The following is a 16,986-nucleotide window of genomic DNA, read 5'->3' as shown; positions in this document are numbered from 1 at the left end:
CTCTGCCATGGCATCCACGCTCCCCCTCGACGACGTCGACCTGGCGGTTCGGGATCACACGTCCGGCCCGTGGCAGGCGGTGGTGTGGAACGACCCGGTGAACCTCATGAGCTACGTCACCTACGTGTTCCGCACGTACTTCGGCTTCTCCCGCGAGCGCGCGGAGCAGCTCATGCTCTCGGTGCACCACCGCGGCCACGCCGTCGTCGCCGAGGGCGCGCGGGAACTCATGGAGCTGCACGTGCAGGCCATGCACGACTTCGGCCTCTGGGCCACGGTACGAGAGGGCGGCGCATGACCCGTGTCCTGCTGGAGATGTCCATCCTCGAGGCCGCGCACCTCACCGACCTCGTCGAGCAGTTCGCCGACCTCATCGCGGAGACGGTCGACGACGCCGTGGATGACGATCCGGCGATCGCCCGGCTCGTCCCCGACGCGTACCGCGACGATGCCGTGGCGGCGGACGAGTTCCGCCGCCTGACCCAGGGAGACCTGCTCGATCGTCGACGCGACGACGCGACGACCGTCCTCACGACGCTGCGGCGCGAGGGAATCGCCCTGCGGCCGGAGGAGATCTCGGATGCCGACGCGACGGAGGCCTTCGTCGTCGAGCTCGACGGACCCGGGGTCTCGGCGTGGCTGCGCACCCTCACGTCGGTGCGCCTGGTCATGGCGACGCGTCTCGGGATCACCGACGAGGGACAGGACGACCCCGACGATCCCCGCTTCGGCATCTACAACTGGCTCGGGTTCCGCCTCGAGGGACTGCTCCACGCGCTCGAGGACTGAGCCCTCAGGGGACCGCGACGACGATGGTCGCGAGCGATCGGGGGTCGTCCCGATCGAGATGGCGGACCTCCTGGTCCGCCCAGCGCTCCCAGTGCGGACGGTAGGTGTCGCCGTCACGGGCCAGCGCACGCTCCCGCCTCGTGTCCTCCGGGGACTCCAGCCACACCCGGATCGGCGCGAGAGGCGCGGACGCAGCCGTCAGCACCCCGGATCCCTCGATGATGAGAGCCGCGTCGGGTGACGTGACGGCCTCGTCCCCCGGCGCCGAAGTCGACCAGTTCCAGCGGCGCCAGCGTGCGGGTCTCCCGGCATCCCAGGGAACGAGGATGTCCGTCCGGGCCGTCTCCGCCCCGGACTCGAGCCCGTCCCACCCGGGGTAGAGCTCGTCGAGCGCCACGACCTGCACGGGGCCGGGCCACGTCCGGGCGAGGCGAGCGGCCAGCGTGGTCTTCCCCGCGCCCGAACGACCGTCGATCAGGATCGCCACGCGATCCGGCGCGAGCGCCCGCGCGGCAACCCGCACGCGCTCGAGCGCGTCGGAGATCGCGGCGTCGAATCCGTCAGCGCTTGAGGGCACGGATGACGCGGCTGAGCGCCCGGCCGGCGACCCAGACGAAGGGGATGCCCACGGCGAGCAGCGAGATGATGTTGGGCTCGAAGCTCACGCCGTCCCCGCGCCGGATGTAGGCCCCGACCGGGAACGCCGCACCCCCGCCACCGCCGCCGGCAGCGCCGTTGCCGTCATCGCCCGCGCCGAACCCCGACCACGAGACCGCGACGGGGACGAGGCGCACGCCGTCGACATCCTGCTGTTCGCCGTAGACGCTCGTGACGCCGAGGGACGCGGTCTGCTTGGCGAGTTCGAGTGCGAGATTGGGCATACGACCACCGTAGCCGCTGGCGTGCGCCCGCGCGACGGCCCTCAGTCGCGCGGAAGCCGTGGATTCGTCGGAAGCGCGTTGACGTCGCGACGCGGCCCGAGCACGCTCGCGCGGGTGACCGCCCCGCCGCCGAACCTGGTGCGCGCGTCGTCGAGGGCGGCGTCCACGCGGCGCCAGTCCTCGTCGTCGTCCCAGAGGGCGAGCGCCGCCGCTCCCCCGCTCTGCAGCTTCTCGGCGCGGACCCCGATGAGGCGAACGGGCTGCGACAGCTCGAGGGCGTCGAAGAGGCCGATCGCGACGTCGCCGATCCGCTGCCCGACGTCCGTCGGCTCGGGGAGAGTGCTCGCCCGGGACAGCGTCGTGAAGTCGGCGTAGCGGAGCTTCAGCGCGACCGTCCGCGCCTCCCACCCGCCGGTCCGCAGTCGTCCGGCGACGCGGTCGGCGAGACGGCGCAATTCGCTGCGCAGCGTCGCGGGGTCGGCGACGTCGTGCAGGAAGGTCTCCTCGTGGCCGATGCTCTTCTCGACGCGGTCTGTCTCGACCTCGCGGGGGTCGCGGCCGTGCGCGAGCTGCCAGATGCGCTCGCCTCCGGCCGCCCCGAGCGTGCGCTCGATGACCCGGCGCGGCGAGGCGAGGATGTCGGAGACGAGACGGATGCCTCGACTCTCGAGGGCTTCGGCCGCCTTCGGTCCCACGCCCCAGAGGGCGCGCACCGGAAGCGCCGCGAGGAAGCCCGCGGTCTCGGCCTCGCTCACGATCAGCAGACCGTCCGGCTTGGACAGGGTCGACGCGATCTTGGCGACGTGCTTGGTGGACGCCACGCCCACGCTGCACACGAGGCCGGTCTCCGCGAGCACCCGGCGGCGCAGCATCCGCGCGATCTCGCCGGGCGAGCCCCAGAGCCGCCGCGCGCCCGACACGTCGAGGAACGCCTCATCGATCGACAGGGGCTCGACGAGCGGGGTCATCTCGTGGAAGATCGCCATCACCTGTCGCGACAGCGTCGCGTACCGCTCGAAATGCGGCACCACGACGATCGCCTGCGGGCACAGCCGCAGCGCCTGGGCCACGCCCATCGCCGAGCGGACCCCGTACCGTCGGGCCTCGTACGACGCGCTCGAGACGACGCCGCGCCCCTCCATCCCGCCGACGATCAGGGGCTTGCCTGCGAGCGACGGGTCGTGGAGGACCTCGACCGAGGCGTAGAAGGCATCCATGTCGACGTGCAGGATGCGCGTCCCCGTGTCATCCGCGTCGTCGGGCGACACGCGTCGCCCACTCCCATCGCCGCGTCCCACGCACCCATTCTCGCCGACGCCCCGGACACGCGCCCCATCCCCTCCCGAGTGTCCACGACGCGCGGCGACGCGCCCCCCTCTCGCCGCGCGTCGTGGACACTCGGCGGACGGGGGCGAGGGGCGGGGGGGCGAGGGACGGACGGCGGGCGGGGACGGGGGCGAGGCGCGGGCGGCGGGCGGGTCAGCCGGCGGCGCGCTCCAGGACGAGCTCGCGGACGCGGGCGGCGTCCGCCTGGCCCTTCATCGCCTTCATGACGGCGCCGATCACGGCGCCGGCGGCCTGCACCTTGCCGTCGCGGATCTTCGCGAGCACATCGGGCTGCGCGGCGAGGGCCTCGTCGATCGCGGCGATGAGCGCACCGTCGTCCGAGACGACGGCGAGCCCGCGGGCGTCGACGACCTCCTGCGGCGTGCCCTCACCGGCGATGACGCCCTCGAGGACCTGCCGGGCGAGCTTGTCCGTGAGCGTCCCTGCGTCGACCAGCTGCTGCAGCGCGGCGACGGATGCCGGGTCGACGAGCGACCCGGGCTCGACGCCCTGCGCGTTCGCGATGCGGGAGATCTCGCTCATCCACCACTTGCGTGCGGCGGCGGGTGCGGCGCCCGCTGCGATCGTCGCTTCGACCTCGGTGAGCAGTCCCGCGTTGACGATGCCCTGGAAGTCGATGTCGGCGAAACCCCAGTCCCCCTTGAGGCGGCGACGGCGCACCGCCGGCGCCTCGGGGAGCGCCGCACGCAGGCTCTCGATCAGGTCGATCGAGGGCGCGACGGGCAGCAGATCGGGCTCCGGGAAGTACCGGTAGTCGTCGGCATCCGACTTCGGGCGCCCGGGCGAGGTCGTCCCGGTGTCCTCGTGCCAGTGCCGGGTCTCCTGGGTGATGGTGCCGCCGCCGGCCAGGATCGCGGCCTGGCGCTGGATCTCGTAGCGCACCGCACGCTCGACCGATCGCATCGAGTTGACGTTCTTGGTCTCGGTGCGGGTGCCGAGCTTCTCCTGGCCGCGCGGGCGGAGCGACACGTTCGCGTCGCAGCGGAGGTTGCCGCGCTCCATCCGCGCCTCGGAGATCCCGAGGGCGAGGACGATGTCGCGGATGGCCCGCACGTACGCCGCCGCCAGCTCCGGCGCCCGGTGCTCGGCCCCGAAGATCGGCTTCGTGACGATCTCGACGAGCGGCACCCCGGCGCGGTTGTAGTCCACGAGAGAGTACTCGGCGCCCTGGATGCGTCCGGTCGAGCCGCCGACGTGCGTGAGCTTGCCCGCATCTTCCTCCATGTGGGCGCGCTCGATGGGCACCGTGACGATGTCGCCGCCCTCGAGCTCCACCTCGACCTGACCTTCGAACGCGATCGGCTCGTCGTACTGCGAGATCTGGTAGTTCTTGCCGAGATCGGGGTAGAAGTAGTTCTTCCGCGCGAACCGGCTCGACGGGGCGATCTGACAGCCGAGCGCGAGGCCCAGGCTGATCGAGAAGCGGACGGCCTGCTCGTTGACGACGGGGAGCGAGCCGGGCAGCCCCATGTCGACGGGCGCGACGAGCGTGTTCGGCGCCGCGTCGTGGTTCGACGCGTGGGCAGGGTTCGCCGCGGGCGAGAACATCTTCGTCTCGGTGTTGAGCTCGACGTGCACCTCGAACCCGAGCACGGGCTCGTAGAGCTTCAGGGCCTCGTCGAAGTCCATGAGTGCGGCCTTGGCCATCAGCGGTTCCCTCCCAGGAGCGGTGCGCGGTCCAGCAGCGGACCACCCCACGAATCGACGAGCAGCGCTTCGGCGGCCGCTCCCACGCGGTAGAGGCGGGCGTCCTCGCGCGCCGGCGCGATGAACTGGATGCCCACCGGCAGCCCGTCCTCCTCGGCGAGACCCGACGGGATCGAGATGCCCGGGATCCCCGCGAGGTTCACGGGGATCGTCGTGACGTCGTTGAGGTACATCTGCAGCGGGTCGTCGATCTTCTCGCCCAGCCGGAACGCGGTCGTCGGAGCCGACGGCGTCGCGATGACGTCGACCTGCGCGAAGGCCGCGTCGAAGTCGCGCTGGATGAGCGTGCGGACCTTCTGGGCGCTGCCGTAGTAGGCGTCGTAGTACCCGGCCGACAGCGCATACGTGCCGAGGATGATGCGGCGCTTCACCTCGTCGCCGAAGCCGACCTCGCGCGAGCGCGCCATGACGTCCTCGACGGTTCCGCCGGGCACGTCGACCCGCAGGCCGAAGCGCACGGAGTCGAACTTCGCAAGGTTGCTGGACGCCTCCGCGGGAAGGATCAGGTAGTACGCGGCGACGCCGTACTCGACGTGCGGTGCGCTGACCTCGACGATCTCCGCCCCCTGCGCCTCGAGCAGCGCGAGGGCCGCGCGGAACGATGCGGAGACGCCGGCCTGGAACCCCGAGTCGGGGAGTTCGCGGATGACACCGACGCGCAGCCCCTTCAGGACCTCGCCGGTCGCGCCCTCGCGGGCGGCGGTGGCGAACGACGGCCAGGCATCCGTCAGCGACGTCGCGTCGTGCGGGTCGTGCCCCGCGATCACGTCGTGCAGCAGGGCGGAGTCGAGCACCGTGCGGGAGACGGGGCCGACCTGGTCGAGGGAGGATGCCAGGGCGATCGCGCCGAAGCGGCTGACGCCGCCGTAGGTGGGCTTCATGCCCACCGTGCCGGTGACGTGCGCGGGCTGGCGGATCGAGCCGCCCGTGTCGGAGCCGAGCGCGATCGGCGCCTCGAAGGCCGCCACGGCCGCGGCCGAGCCGCCGCCGGATCCGCCCGGGATCCGGTCGAGATCCCACGGGTTGTGCGTCGGGCCGTACGCGGAGTGCTCCGTGGAGGAGCCCATCGCGAACTCGTCCATGTTGGTCTTGCCGAGGGGTACGAGCCCCGCGGCGCGCGAGCGCGCGACGACGGTGGCGTCGTAGGGCGACATGAACCCCTCGAGGATCTTCGACCCGCTCGTGGAGGGCATGTCGGTGGTGACGAGGACGTCCTTGATCGCGAGCGGAACGCCGGCGAGCTCGCCCAGCGGCTCTCCCGCGGCCCGGCGCCGGTCGATGCCCTCGGCGACCTCGAGCGCGTGGTCGCTCACGTGGAGGAAGGCGTGCACGTCGCCGTCGACGGCGGCGATGCGGTCGAGGTGGGCGCGCGTCGCCTCGACGCTCGAGACCTCGCCGGCGGTCAGCTTCGCGGACAGGTCCGCAGCGCTCAGGCGCGTGAGGTCGCTCACTGCTCCTCCCCCAGGATCGCCGTCACCCTGAAGCGGTCGCCCGTGGCGTCGGGCGCGTTCTGCAGCACCTGCGCGGTGGTCAGCATCTCGCCCACGACATCGGGGCGGAAGACGTTCTCGAGCGGGATCGGGTGGCTCGTCGCGGGCACGTCCGGGGTCGCGACCTCCGACACCTTCGCGATGTTGTCGACGATCGCGGAGAGCTGGCCGGTCAGGCGCTCCACCTCGGCGTCGTCGAGCTGGATCCGGGCCAGCACGCCGAGATGGCGGACGAGATCAGGGGTGATTTCAGACACCCGCACATTCTACGGGCGTTCCCACACTTGACCTGCGTATCAGAACTGATGAAACTGTCAGACAGTCTCATCCGGAAGCGCCGACGAGGGCGCCCGTCCCGAAGGATGTCCATGGTCACCGTCGACCCGATGCCCTCCCCTGCCACCCTCCCCGCCCGCGCGGACGTCGTCATCGTCGGCGCCGGCCCTGTCGGCCTGTGCGCGGCAATCCTGCTCGCCGGCCGCGGGCTGCGCTCGATCGTCCTCGAGCGGCACGACGCGCCGTACCCGCAGCCGCGAGCCGTCCACCTCGACGACGAGGTCCTGCGGATCCTCGACCGCGCCGGAGTCGGTGCGGACTTCCGCCGGATCAGCCGCCCCGGCAAGGGCCTGCGACTCGTCGACGCACGACTGCGCACCCTCGCGATGTTCCGGCGGTCGGAGTCGGCGGATCGATCGCTCCCCGCGGCCAGCATGTTCCACCAGCCCGACCTGGAGCTCCTCCTGCGTTCCCGCGTCGCCGACCTGCCCGAGATCCACCTCGCCTGCGGATACGAGTACGACGGGTTCACCGACATCCCGGGCGGGGTCCGCGTGCGCGCGCACCGGACGAAGGGCGCGACAGCCGAGGACGTCGACGCGCGGTATCTCCTCGGATGCGACGGTGCGCGCAGCACCGTCCGCGACCATATCGGTGCTCGGATGCAGGACCTCGGCTTCGACCAGCGGTGGGTCGTGATGGACGTCGAGGTGGCCACGGGGGTCCGCTCGTGGGGCGGGATCGACCAGGTCTTCGACGCGTACCGGGCAGGGACCTACATGCAGATCGACGATCGACGGCACCGGTGGGAGTTCCGGCTGCGAGACGGCGAGCGCGGCGCCGATTTCGCCGATCCGCACGTGATGCGCGCCGTGATCCGGCCGTGGCTCGACGATCCGGAGCACACCGAGCTCACGGTCATCCGGTGCGTCGAGTACGCGTTCCGCGCGATGATCAGCGATCGCTGGCGGCGCGGTCGCGTGTTCCTCGCGGGCGATGCCGCGCATGTCACGCCGCCGTTCGTCGGGCAGGGTCTCGGCTCGGGACTGCGCGATGTCGCGAACCTCTCCTGGAAGCTGGCGGCACACGCCGCAGGCGCCCCCGACGAGGTGCTCGACACCTACGCCGCGGAGCGCGCGCCGCACACCCGCGCGCTGATCCTCCGCGCCGTCATGATCGGTCGCGCGATGACGAGCACGACGATCCGGGCGCGCGCTCTGCGCACGCTGCTGCTGCCGCGCGCCGAGCGGGTGCCGGGGCTCTCCACGCTGGCGACGAGTTCCGTCACGCCCGCGCTGGTGCCGTCGCGGCTCGTCTGGGGTGCGCGCGCCGACCGGCGCGGGATGCTCTTCCCCTACGAGATCCCGGGCGGGGCGACCGCCGGCGGCTGCCTCGTCGAGACGTCCGGACGACCGGATGCCGCCCTGGCGCGCCTGGCGCGCCGGCACGGCCTGCTCTGGGTCTCCGGGTGGCGCGGCCCGGCCCCGTCGATGCTGCGCCGCTGGTCGGGGGGCAGGCGATTCCTGCTCGTCCGGCCGGACGGCACCGTCGCGGCCGGACATCGGGGTCGACGGCGGGCCGCCGCCTCCCTCGCCCGCTATGCCGCCACGCTGGCCCCCGCCGCGACCGCGGACCTCGAGCCGGCGCGGGTCACCGGGGTCAGCTGATCTCCGGGAGCGGACGGTACGCGATCTCCCGGGCTTCGGCGGGGTCCATGCCGCAGGCCCGGAGCAGCTGCTCGGAGAGGATGCTGAACGCCGTGTCGGGGTCGCGGGAGCCGGCGCGCGTCTCGGCGCCGCCGGACAGGACCCGGTGCAGCAGGGCGAGCAGTCCGCCTCCGGCCAGCTCCAGCGCGACATCGACGTCGGCGACGTCGAAGCGCCCCTGCTCGACCGCGTCGACGAGATCGCGCCGACCCTGCGGAGCGAGTCCCGTGGTGGCCGACAGCGGCCGCAGACCCAGCTCGAGCAGCTCGTGCGCGAACTCTCGGTCGGTCGTGGCCAGACGCCCGGTCAGACGGATGCCGCTGACGAACCGCGCGGCGGGATCCGGCATGTCCGCGAGCGCCGTGTTGACCTTGTCGGCCCAGTCGTCGAGGACAGCCTCCGTCGCGACGTCGAACAGCTCCGGCTTGGAGGCGAAGTGGTTGTAGAACGAGCCGAACCCGACGTCCGCGCGTTCGGTGATCTCCTGGATGCTGGCGGCCGCGGCGCGACCGTCCGCGATCAGCTCGCGGGCGGCGCCGATCAACGCCTCTCGCGTGCGCCCGCGCCGCCGTGCGGACCTCGATGCATCGTCGGAACTCATCCGCCGCAGTCTATCGAGCGGTCGATGCTTGCAATCCGCGACGACATAACTGATACTTTCATCACAATTGATCACACTTGACAAAGGAGTTGAGGATGGACGATCTGAACGCCGATGCCGGCGCTCCCGTGGCCGACGTGCACTCCGGGCTGCACAGCGAGGCCGGCGGGCTGCGGGCCGAGCATCCCGGGCGGGCGAAGAATCCCGTCATCAAAGTGCGAGACCTCGCCTGGCTCGAGTTCGCCAAACCCAATCTCGACCGCGCCGAACTGTTCGCGCGCGACTTCGGCTTCTCGGTCGCGCAGCGCACCGCCGACGCGCTCTATCTGCGCGGCACATGGTCGCGCGTTCCGTGTCTCGTGATCCGAAAGAGCGAACGCGGCGGTTTCGTCGGTCCCACCTTCCTCGCCGATGACCGCGCGGACCTCGACCGCCTCGAGCGGGCGCTCGGAACGCCGGTCATCCCCTACCTCGACGGCTGGGCGATCGAGATCGCCGACCCCGCGGGCATCCCGATCCGCATCGTCGCGGGCCTTGAGGCGCTGCCGGCCCTGCCCGATCAGCAGCCGCTCGTGTGGAACACGGGCAGCGCGGTCGCGCGCATCGACGTCGCGCAGCGCCCTGCGCCGCAGCCGGCCCGCGTGCAGCGGCTCGGCCACGTCGTCCTGGAGACCCCGCGCTTCCGTCGCACGCTCGACTGGTACCTCGAGAACCTCGGCATGATCGTCAGCGACTTCCTGTATCTCGACGACCTCCGCGACCGCGGCCCGACGATGGCGTTCATCCGGTGCGACCGTGGCAGCGTCCCGACCGACCACCACACCCTCGCGATGCATCTGGGGCCGGGCAGCGGCTACGTGCACTCCGCGTATCAGGTCACCGATCTCGACGCCGTCGCGATGGGCGGCGAGTACCTGCGCGGTCAGGGATACGACCGGGTCTGGGGCATCGGGCGACACATCCAGGGCAGCCAGATCTTCGACTACTGGCGCGACCCCGACAAGCTGATGTTCGAGCACTTCGCGGACGGCGACCTCTTCGCCTGCGACGTCCAGCCCGGCTGGGCCTCGATGAGCGCGAGCGGGCTGTCCCAGTGGGGCCCGCCGGTGACCAAGGACTTCCTGGGCACGAAGCTCTCCCCTCATCTCATCAAGAACGTCACGTCCGCGCTGCGGGGCGAGACCGACCTCGATCCCACTGTCCTGCGCAGCCTGATGAAAGCGATGGCACCGTGAGCGTCTCCCTTCTCCGATCCTCCGAGGGGTGGTGGATCGATCGCGGCGACCGCGCCGAACCGTATCCGACGTCCGCGCGCACCACCGGCGAGCTCATGCTCGAGCGCGACGACATCCTCGCCGCAGCGACGCGCGCCGCCGGCGACGGCGTCCCGATCGCCGACCTGGACCTGCTGTCCCCCATCACCGCTCCGTGCCGGGTCGTCGCACAGATGGTCAACTACCGCTCGCACGCCGTGGATTCGGGGATCGACCCCGACACGGTGCCGACGACGTTCTTCCGCAAGGCATCCGGATCGATCGCCCCCGCGCGCGCCGTCGTCACCCGACCCCCTCACGTCGGCTTCCTCGACTACGAGATCGAGCTCGGCCTCGTCTTCCATGCACCGCTCGACGTCGGCGGGAACGCGCGACTCGAGGACGTCGTGGGCGCCCTCGTCATGGCCGACGACCTGAGCGCACGGGACGTCCAGCTGACGAAGACCCAGTTCTACGAGAGCAAGTCCTACCCCGGCTTCACACCGCTCGGACCGCGACTGGTCGTCCTCGCACCCGGCGAGCACGCCTACCTCCAGCAGGACCTGCGCCTGACGCTGTCCGTCAACGGCGTGACCCGCCAGGATCGGACGGTCGCCGACATGATCACGCCGCCGCAGGACGCCCTGGGCGTGCTGCAGCGCTTCCAGCGCATGGATCCCGGCGACGTCCTGCTGACCGGCACACCGGGTGGGACCGCTCTGAAGGCGCCGCCCGCGATCGTGGAGAAGATCGCGGCCCTCCTTCCCGCGCCGGTCAAGTGGCGCGCGTTCTTCCGCTCCCAAGAGCGCAACACCCGGTACCTCCAGGACGGAGACGTGGTCGAGTCGACCATCGTCAGCTCGGACGGGCGCCTGGATCTCGGCCGTCAGGAACTGACTGTGAGGGATGCCTCGTGACCGTCGCCTATGCCGTCGCGGCGGGGCTGCTCGCCCTCGCGTGCCTGGCGACCGGCGGCGCGAAGCTCGCCGGCACGGCCGGCATGCGAGCCCGCGCCGCGCACCTGCGCGTGCCCTGGTCGGGCTACGTCGTGATCGGCACCCTCGAAGCGCTCGCCGCCGCCGGGCTCGTCGCCGGCGTCTGGCTTCCCGTCCTTGGCGCGGCCGCGGCGGCGGGACTCGTCGCGCTCATGGCCGGAGCGGTCGTGATGCACGCCCGCTCGGGCGAGCCCGTCGCCGCGACGGCACCCGCGCTCGTCGTCGGCGCCCTCGCCGCCTCCGCGCTGGTCCTCGCCGTGCTCCGGTTCTGATCGGCCGGAGCGTCACACCATGAATCGACAGGCAGACCCCATGGCCCACCCCCGCACTCCCCCCTCCACCGCACCCGGCTCCCCCGCGTCGGCGGCGCCCGGCATCCGCATCGACGCGATCGCCGACGTCGAACGGATGGAGTCCGTCCCGCTGGCCGCACGCGGTCTCCCCGGAAGCACCTACGAAGCGCTCGCCGCAGGCGCGCGCATCGATCCGCCGGCGCCCGCGCTCTCCTTCTTCCTCGACGTGGCGGGCTTGCGCGATCCCGTCGTGTGGACGCACGAGGAGCTGCTCTCCGACATCCACCGCACGGCGAACGCCCTGCGCCGGCTCGGCGTGCAGCGCGACGACGTCGTCGCCTTCGTGCTCCCGAACCTGCCCGAGACCCACCTGGTGATCTGGGGGGCGGAGACCGCCGGCATCGCCTTCGCCGTCAATCCTCTCCTCGACGGCGCCCAGATCGCGCAGCTGCTGCGCGCCGGCAACGCGTCGTGGCTCGTCACGCTCGCCCCGACGCCCGGCACGGACGTCTGGGAGCGTGTGAGCGCGGCGGCGGCGCAGACCGACTCGCTCCGGGGCATCCTGACGGTCGATCTGGTCCGGTATGCCCCCGAAGCCCAGCGCGCGGCCCTGGCGGCCCTCGCCGCCACGACGGGGCCGACGATCGGCGACGTCGAGGTCCGCGGGTTCGCCGAGGTCATCGCCACGGCGCCGCACGACCGACTGGAGTTCCCGCCGCCGACGTCGGACGACGTCTCCTCGTATGTCTGCACGGGCGGGACGACGGGCCTCCCGAAGATCGCACGCCGCACGCACGGCGCCGAGGTGTACGACGCGTGGGCGGTGCAGCCGTTCGTGCCCGACGCGTTCCACACCGGCGCGGCCGTCTTCTGCGGCCTGCCGCTCTTCCACGTGAACGCGCAGCTGGTGACGGGCCTCAGCCCGTGGTCGCGCGGCGCGCACGTCGTCCTCGGCACAGCGCAGGGGTACCGGGGAGAGGGGGTGCTCGACGCCTTCTGGGAGATCGTCGAGCAGTACCGCATCCGGGTGTTCTCCGGCGTCCCCACGGTGTTCGCGGCGCTCCTCCACCGCTCCGCGGGCGATCACGACGTCAGCAGCATCGGCTACGCCCTCTGCGGGGCGGCACCGATGCCCGAGGAGCTGTTCCGCGCGTTCCAAGAGCGGACCGGTGTGCGCGTGCTCGAAGCGTACGGACTGACCGAGGGCACGTGCGCCTCGAGCGTGAACCCCGCCGCGCGACCGCGCATCGGCTCGATCGGACTGCGACTGCCGTATCAGCGGATGAGCGTCGGCATCTTCGACGACGACGACACGTTCCTGCGCTTCGCCGCGCCCGACGAGCCGGGCGTCCTGCTCATCAGCGGCCCCAACGTGTTCGCCGGATACGTCGATCCCGACCACGAGCGCGGCCTCTGGGTCGAGGCCGACGGTGCGCGCTGGGTGAACACCGGCGACATGGCGCGTCAGGACGCGGACGGCTACTTCTGGCTCACCGGGCGCAAGAAGGAGATCATCATCCGCGGAGGCCACAACATCGATCCGAAGGTCATCGAGGAGCCGTTCCACGAGCATCCCGCCGTCGGTCTCGCCGCGGCGGTCGGCCGACCCGATGCGCACGCGGGAGAGGTGCCCGTCGTGTACGTGCAGCTCGTCCCCGGGGCGGCGGCGACACCGGAGGGGCTGCTCGCCTCCGTCGCGCCGCGCATCGGCGAGCGCGCCGCGCAGCCGCGCGCCGTGCGGATCGTCGACCAGCTGCCGATCACGCCGGTCGGGAAGATCTTCAAGCCTGCGCTCGTGCGGCGCGAGATCGAGGACGTCTGCCGCGCGGCGGCGGCGGGCCTGCCCGTGACGGTCCACTCCGTGGACGTCGTGCAGGACCCCGCTCGCGGTCACGTCGCACACCTGCACGCGTCGGGTGATGTCGCGGCGCTGCGGGAGGCGCTCGCGCCCTTCGCCTTCCGGATAGAGATCCACGATCGGTGACCGGGGCGGGCCGTCGCGCGCGCACCGCCGCTAGGCTGGCGCGCGTGACGAGCTACGACCCGCCCCGCCCCTGGATCCGCAGCTACGCAGACGGCGTCCCCGCCGATCTGGCGCCGGTCGACGGCTCGCTCCTCGACATCGTCGAGGCATCCGCCCGGGACTACCCCGACGCTCCCGCGCTGCAGTTCTTCGGACGCACGACGTCGTACCGCGAGCTCATGGACGCCATCGAGCACGCCGCGGCGGGGCTCAAGGCTCTGGGGGTCTCGAAGGGGGACACCGTCGGGATCGTCCTGCCGAACTGCCCGCAGCACATCGTCGCCTTCTACGCGATCCTGCGGCTGGGCGCGATCGCGATCGAACACAATCCGCTCTACACGCCTCGTGAGCTGCGCAAGCAGTTCGAGGACCACGGGGCGAAGACGGCGATCGTGTGGAGCAAGGTCGTCGGCACCGTGCAGCAGTTCCCCGCGGACGTCGCGGTGCCGAACCTCATCAGCGTCGACGTGACCCGTGCGATGCCGCTCTCCCTGCGCCTGGCGCTGCGGCTGCCGGTCGCGAAGGCGAAGGCATCGCGCGAGGCGCTGACCGAGCGGACCACGGGTGCCCTCGCGTGGGAGAAGCTCCTGCAGGCGCCCGCGCTGCCGGCATCCGTCCCCGGTCCCGGCACGGACGATCTCGCGATCATCCAGTACACGAGCGGCACGACCGGCACACCCAAGGGCGCGATGCTCACGCATCGGAACCTGCTGGCCAATGCCCGCCAAGCGCAGGCGTGGGTGCCCTCGATCGTGCGCGGGCACGGCTGCGTCGTGTACGCGGTGCTGCCGATGTTCCACGCGTACGGCCTGACGCTCTGCCTCACCTTCGCGATGTCGATGGGGGCGCGCCTCGTCCTGTTCCCCCGCTTCGAGCCCGCGATGGTGCTCGAGGTCACCAAGAAGCACCCCGCGACATTCCTGCCCCTCGTCCCCCCGATCGCCGACCGGCTGCTGAAGGCCGCGCAGGAGGACGGCGTCTCGCTCGCGGGCACCGAGGTCGCGATCTCCGGCGCGATGGCGCTGCCGCACGAGCTGGTCGTGCCGTTCGAGAAGGCCACCGGCGGGTACCTCGTCGAGGGGTACGGCCTGTCGGAGTGCTCTCCGGTGCTCATGGCGAACCCGGTCGCCGACAACCGCAGACCGGGGACGGTGGGACTCCCGCTGCCGGGTACCGAGTGCCGGGTGGTCGATCCCGACGAACCGTCGACGGATGTGCCCGCAGGCGAGCGCGGCGAGCTGCTCGTCCGCGGCCCGCAGGTGTTCCGGGGCTACTTCGGCAAGCCGGAGGAGACCGAGGAGGTCTTCGTCGACGGCTGGTTCCGCACGGGCGACATCGTGCAGATCGACGAGGACGGGTTCGTCCGGATCGTCGACCGCATCAAGGAGCTCATCATCACCGGCGGGTTCAACGTCGCCCCGACCGAGGTGGAGAACGCGCTGCGCCAGCACCCGCACGTCGTGGATGCCGCCGTCGTCGGCCTTCCCAGCGACCGGTCCGGCGAGGAGGTCGTGGCGGCCGTCGTCCTCGACGGTTCGGGCGAGGTGGACACCGAATCGATCCGCGAGTTCGCCCGGAGCGTTCTCACTCCGTACAAGGTGCCCCGACGCATCTTCGTCGTCGACGAGCTGCCGAAGTCCCTCATCGGAAAGGTGCTGCGTCGCCAGGTGCGCGAATCGCTGCGGGAGCTCACGCAGCCGGAGGCTTAGGCGTTCGGGCTCATCCCGCGGGCCGGTGCCACGTCACTGCGTAGCGCCAGAGCGCGAACCGCTGCCAGCGTGCACCGGGCAGCGCCTCGGCGGCGATGCGGCGCGCCTCGCGGAACGTGTGCGGCGGCGGCCAGACCGTGGGCGCCGAATGCTCCCACACCCGGCGGGTCCGGGACAGCCACTGGTGCTGGACGACACCGCCGAGGGAGCGGAGTCGATCTCCGGCGGAGGCATCGCGCGCCAGGCCGATGACGACGAGCACTCCGCCCGGAGCCGTGAGGTCCGCGAGCCGGCGCAGCCCGGATCCGAGGTCCGGGAGGTGATGCCCCTCGACGGCGGAGAGCGCAATGTCGGAACCCCGTCGTAGTGTGATCAGTGTCAGAAACGCACACGTGCCTACCTTCGTGCGAATCGGATGCCGCGGCGACGCGGCGGACGGCTGAGGAGCGACCATGGGCACGATCGGACACACCGCGACGGATGACCTGAGTGACGCCGCCGAGCTGTCTGCCCTGGTCGACGACATGCTCGCCGCGCGCGCCGCACTCGCCCGGGCGCAGGCCGCGGAGACCCGGGTCCTCGCTGCGGCGGTCGAGCTGGTGCTCGCCCGCTCCGAACGTCGGCGGCTGCGGCGCTCGGACGAGTCCGATCTCGCGCTGCGTGAGGTCGCCGCCGAACTCGCCACCGCGATGCGCGTCAGCGACCGCACGGTGCAGCGCCGCATGAGCGGTGCATTCGAGATCACGAAGGGCTACGCGCTGACGCTCGAGGCATGGGAACGGGGTCGCGTCGACGCGGCACACGTCGGCGCGATCGTCTCGGCCGGCGGAGGGCTCGATCCCGACGCGCGCGAGCGGTTCGAACGGCTCGCACTCGCGGCGGCCGAGACGACGAGCGCCGGACGGATGCAGGACCTCGCCCGCGCCATCGCGGCGCGCATCGACCCGGACGGCACGACCGCACGCATCCGCGACCGACAGCTCGACCGCGGGGTGCGCGTGTACGACCTGGGTGAGGGGATGTCGCGGCTGCTCGCGGACCTGCCCGCGGTGCTCGCGCATGCCATCCACGATCGGCTCACGCAACAGGCCCGCGTCGTGCGTGACGGCACGGATGACTCCGCGCCGCCGTCGCCGCCCACGGAGGGCGTCGAGTCTGAGATCCCGGGAGCGTCGCACGCCGCACCCGACGTCACGACGTGTGGCGGGACTCCTCTCCTCGAGGACGCCTCGCACGCCGTGCCGGACGCTCGAACCCTCGATCAGCTGCGCGCGGACATCCTCAGCGATCTTCTCCTCGCCGGGGCACCGGCGGCGCACGGCGCAGGGCTCGACACGGTCGTCGCCCACATCCAGGTGTCGGTACCGCTCGAGACGCTCGTCGACGGCGGGGTCGTGCCGCCGCTCCTCGCCGGTTCTGGGCCGGTCGGCTCCGACCTCGTGCGTACTCTCGCCGGGCGCATGCCGACGTGGGATCGCGTGACTGTCGATCCTCGCTCGGGAGCCGTGCTCGCCGTCGACGCGTACCGGCCGTCGGCCGCGCTGCGGCGGATGCTGCGCGCGCGGGACGAGCACTGCCGGTTCCCGGGCTGCCGATGCTCGGCGCCCCGTTGCGACATCGACCACACGCACGATGCGGCGTGGGGAGGTGCGACGAGTGTCGAGAACCTGAGTCATCTGTGCCGACGACATCACACGCTCAAGCACGAGACCGCGTGGACCGTGCGCCAGCGCGGCGGCGGCGTGCTCGAGTGGCGAAGTCCCACCGGGCGCCGCTACACGGACCGGCCCGCCGCGACGGTGCGGTTCGTGCCCGACTCCGACGACCCGCCGCCCTTCTGATTCTCCTGATTGGAAGAAGCCCCTCGCACGCCCACCGCGCCGTCGGGCCCGCAGCGCGGCAACGGCCCTGCCGCG

At 72.0% G+C, this 16,986-nt stretch carries 17 protein-coding genes; 9 read left to right on the top strand and 8 right to left on the bottom strand.

Annotated features, from left to right (window positions below):
* Window positions 1–7: 7 nt before the first annotated feature.
* Window positions 8–298, top strand: a complete 291-nt coding sequence (gene clpS, locus WFI00_RS01325) for an ATP-dependent Clp protease adapter ClpS (protein WP_336631404.1) — start codon at window positions 8–10, stop codon at window positions 296–298.
* Window positions 295–789 (top strand): DUF2017 family protein, encoded by a 495-nt coding sequence (locus tag WFI00_RS01320; protein ID WP_336631233.1) that lies wholly within the window; start codon window positions 295–297, stop codon window positions 787–789. The genes clpS and WFI00_RS01320 overlap by 4 nt, the downstream gene beginning before the upstream one ends.
* A gap of 4 nt (window positions 790–793) precedes the next feature.
* Here the strand turns inward: WFI00_RS01320 and WFI00_RS01315 are convergent, their stop codons facing one another.
* The 6 genes from WFI00_RS01315 to gatC form a co-directional block, all read right to left on the bottom strand.
* On the bottom strand, window positions 794–1,366 hold the full coding sequence (locus tag WFI00_RS01315) for a hypothetical protein (protein WP_336631234.1): 573 nt from the start codon (window positions 1,364–1,366) through the stop codon (window positions 794–796).
* Window positions 1,350–1,670: a hypothetical protein gene (locus WFI00_RS01310; RefSeq protein ID WP_336631235.1), complete on the bottom strand. Its 321-nt coding sequence runs from the start codon at window positions 1,668–1,670 to the stop codon at window positions 1,350–1,352. The genes WFI00_RS01315 and WFI00_RS01310 overlap by 17 nt, the downstream gene beginning before the upstream one ends.
* 41 nt (window positions 1,671–1,711) lie before the next feature.
* Window positions 1,712–2,968, bottom strand: a complete 1,257-nt coding sequence (locus tag WFI00_RS01305) for a DNA polymerase IV (protein WP_336631236.1) — start codon at window positions 2,966–2,968, stop codon at window positions 1,712–1,714.
* Between the two features lie 181 nt (window positions 2,969–3,149).
* Entirely contained in the window at window positions 3,150–4,664 is a 1,515-nt protein-coding gene (gatB, locus tag WFI00_RS01300) for an Asp-tRNA(Asn)/Glu-tRNA(Gln) amidotransferase subunit GatB (protein ID WP_336631237.1), read from the bottom strand.
* Entirely contained in the window at window positions 4,664–6,175 is a 1,512-nt protein-coding gene (gatA, locus tag WFI00_RS01295) for an Asp-tRNA(Asn)/Glu-tRNA(Gln) amidotransferase subunit GatA (protein ID WP_336631238.1), read from the bottom strand. The genes gatB and gatA overlap by 1 nt, the downstream gene beginning before the upstream one ends.
* Complete coding sequence (gene gatC / locus WFI00_RS01290; protein WP_336631239.1) at window positions 6,172–6,471, bottom strand: Asp-tRNA(Asn)/Glu-tRNA(Gln) amidotransferase subunit GatC; 300 nt, start codon at window positions 6,469–6,471, stop codon at window positions 6,172–6,174. Before gatC ends, gatA begins: the two co-directional genes overlap by 4 nt.
* A gap of 111 nt (window positions 6,472–6,582) precedes the next feature.
* Here gatC and WFI00_RS01285 point away from each other — a divergent pair, with 111 nt between their 5' ends.
* Window positions 6,583–8,157, top strand: a complete 1,575-nt coding sequence (locus WFI00_RS01285; protein ID WP_336631240.1) for a bifunctional 3-(3-hydroxy-phenyl)propionate/3-hydroxycinnamic acid hydroxylase — start codon at window positions 6,583–6,585, stop codon at window positions 8,155–8,157.
* Here WFI00_RS01285 and WFI00_RS01280 read toward each other — a convergent pair.
* Window positions 8,150–8,797 carry a TetR/AcrR family transcriptional regulator gene (locus tag WFI00_RS01280; RefSeq protein ID WP_336631241.1) on the bottom strand — a complete coding sequence of 216 codons (648 nt, stop codon included), beginning with the start codon at window positions 8,795–8,797 and terminating at the stop codon, window positions 8,150–8,152. The genes WFI00_RS01285 and WFI00_RS01280 overlap by 8 nt on opposite strands.
* 95 nt (window positions 8,798–8,892) lie before the next feature.
* Here WFI00_RS01280 and WFI00_RS01275 point away from each other — a divergent pair, with 95 nt between their 5' ends.
* Genes WFI00_RS01275 through WFI00_RS01255 form a run of 5 tightly spaced genes read left to right on the top strand, consistent with a single transcriptional unit; the run spans window position 8,893 to window position 15,070 of the window.
* On the top strand, window positions 8,893–10,032 hold the full coding sequence (locus tag WFI00_RS01275; RefSeq protein WP_336631242.1) for a VOC family protein: 1,140 nt from the start codon (window positions 8,893–8,895) through the stop codon (window positions 10,030–10,032).
* A complete protein-coding gene (locus WFI00_RS01270) occupies window positions 10,029–10,967 on the top strand; it encodes a fumarylacetoacetate hydrolase family protein (protein WP_336631243.1) in 939 nt (312 codons plus the stop codon). Before WFI00_RS01275 ends, WFI00_RS01270 begins: the two co-directional genes overlap by 4 nt.
* Window positions 10,964–11,317, top strand: coding sequence for a DoxX family protein (locus tag WFI00_RS01265; protein WP_336631244.1), 354 nt, complete (start codon window positions 10,964–10,966; stop codon window positions 11,315–11,317). The genes WFI00_RS01270 and WFI00_RS01265 overlap by 4 nt, the downstream gene beginning before the upstream one ends.
* Window positions 11,318–11,336: 19 nt before the next feature.
* Window positions 11,337–13,322, top strand: a complete 1,986-nt coding sequence (locus WFI00_RS01260) for an acyl-CoA synthetase (RefSeq protein ID WP_336631245.1) — start codon at window positions 11,337–11,339, stop codon at window positions 13,320–13,322.
* A gap of 44 nt (window positions 13,323–13,366) precedes the next feature.
* Window positions 13,367–15,070, top strand: coding sequence for a long-chain-fatty-acid--CoA ligase (locus WFI00_RS01255; protein ID WP_336631246.1), 1,704 nt, complete (start codon window positions 13,367–13,369; stop codon window positions 15,068–15,070).
* Between the two features lie 10 nt (window positions 15,071–15,080).
* On the opposite strand, the gene WFI00_RS01250 is transcribed toward WFI00_RS01255, so the two are convergent.
* On the bottom strand, window positions 15,081–15,524 hold the full coding sequence (locus WFI00_RS01250) for a hypothetical protein (protein WP_336631247.1): 444 nt from the start codon (window positions 15,522–15,524) through the stop codon (window positions 15,081–15,083).
* On the opposite strand from WFI00_RS01250, the gene WFI00_RS01245 reads away from it, so the two are divergent.
* Window positions 15,523–16,911, top strand: coding sequence for an HNH endonuclease signature motif containing protein (locus tag WFI00_RS01245; RefSeq protein WP_336631248.1), 1,389 nt, complete (start codon window positions 15,523–15,525; stop codon window positions 16,909–16,911). The two genes, WFI00_RS01250 and WFI00_RS01245, sit on opposite strands and share 2 nt — an antisense overlap.
* The last annotated feature ends 75 nt before the right edge of the window (window positions 16,912–16,986 follow it).

The sequence above is a fragment of the Microbacterium sp. MMO-56 genome (assembly GCF_037146215.1).
GTDB lineage: Bacteria > Actinomycetota > Actinomycetes > Actinomycetales > Microbacteriaceae > Microbacterium.
The sequence above is the reverse complement of the archived record's forward strand: the minus strand, read 5'-3'. Positions and strand labels throughout refer to the sequence as shown.

Coding starts and splice junctions, on each gene's coding strand:
- clpS (WP_336631404.1), top strand. CDS start 8: ATGGCATCCACGCTCCCCCTCGACGACGTCGACCTGGCGGTTCGGGAT.
- WFI00_RS01320 (WP_336631233.1), top strand. CDS start 295: ATGACCCGTGTCCTGCTGGAGATGTCCATCCTCGAGGCCGCGCACCTC.
- WFI00_RS01310 (WP_336631235.1), bottom strand. CDS start 1,670: ATGCCCAATCTCGCACTCGAACTCGCCAAGCAGACCGCGTCCCTCGGC.
- gatB (WP_336631237.1), bottom strand. CDS start 4,664: ATGGCCAAGGCCGCACTCATGGACTTCGACGAGGCCCTGAAGCTCTAC.
- WFI00_RS01285 (WP_336631240.1), top strand. CDS start 6,583: ATGGTCACCGTCGACCCGATGCCCTCCCCTGCCACCCTCCCCGCCCGC.
- WFI00_RS01280 (WP_336631241.1), bottom strand. CDS start 8,797: ATGAGTTCCGACGATGCATCGAGGTCCGCACGGCGGCGCGGGCGCACG.
- WFI00_RS01275 (WP_336631242.1), top strand. CDS start 8,893: ATGGACGATCTGAACGCCGATGCCGGCGCTCCCGTGGCCGACGTGCAC.
- WFI00_RS01260 (WP_336631245.1), top strand. CDS start 11,337: ATGAATCGACAGGCAGACCCCATGGCCCACCCCCGCACTCCCCCCTCC.
- WFI00_RS01245 (WP_336631248.1), top strand. CDS start 15,523: ATGGGCACGATCGGACACACCGCGACGGATGACCTGAGTGACGCCGCC.
- WFI00_RS01250 (WP_336631247.1), bottom strand. CDS start 15,524: ATGGTCGCTCCTCAGCCGTCCGCCGCGTCGCCGCGGCATCCGATTCGC.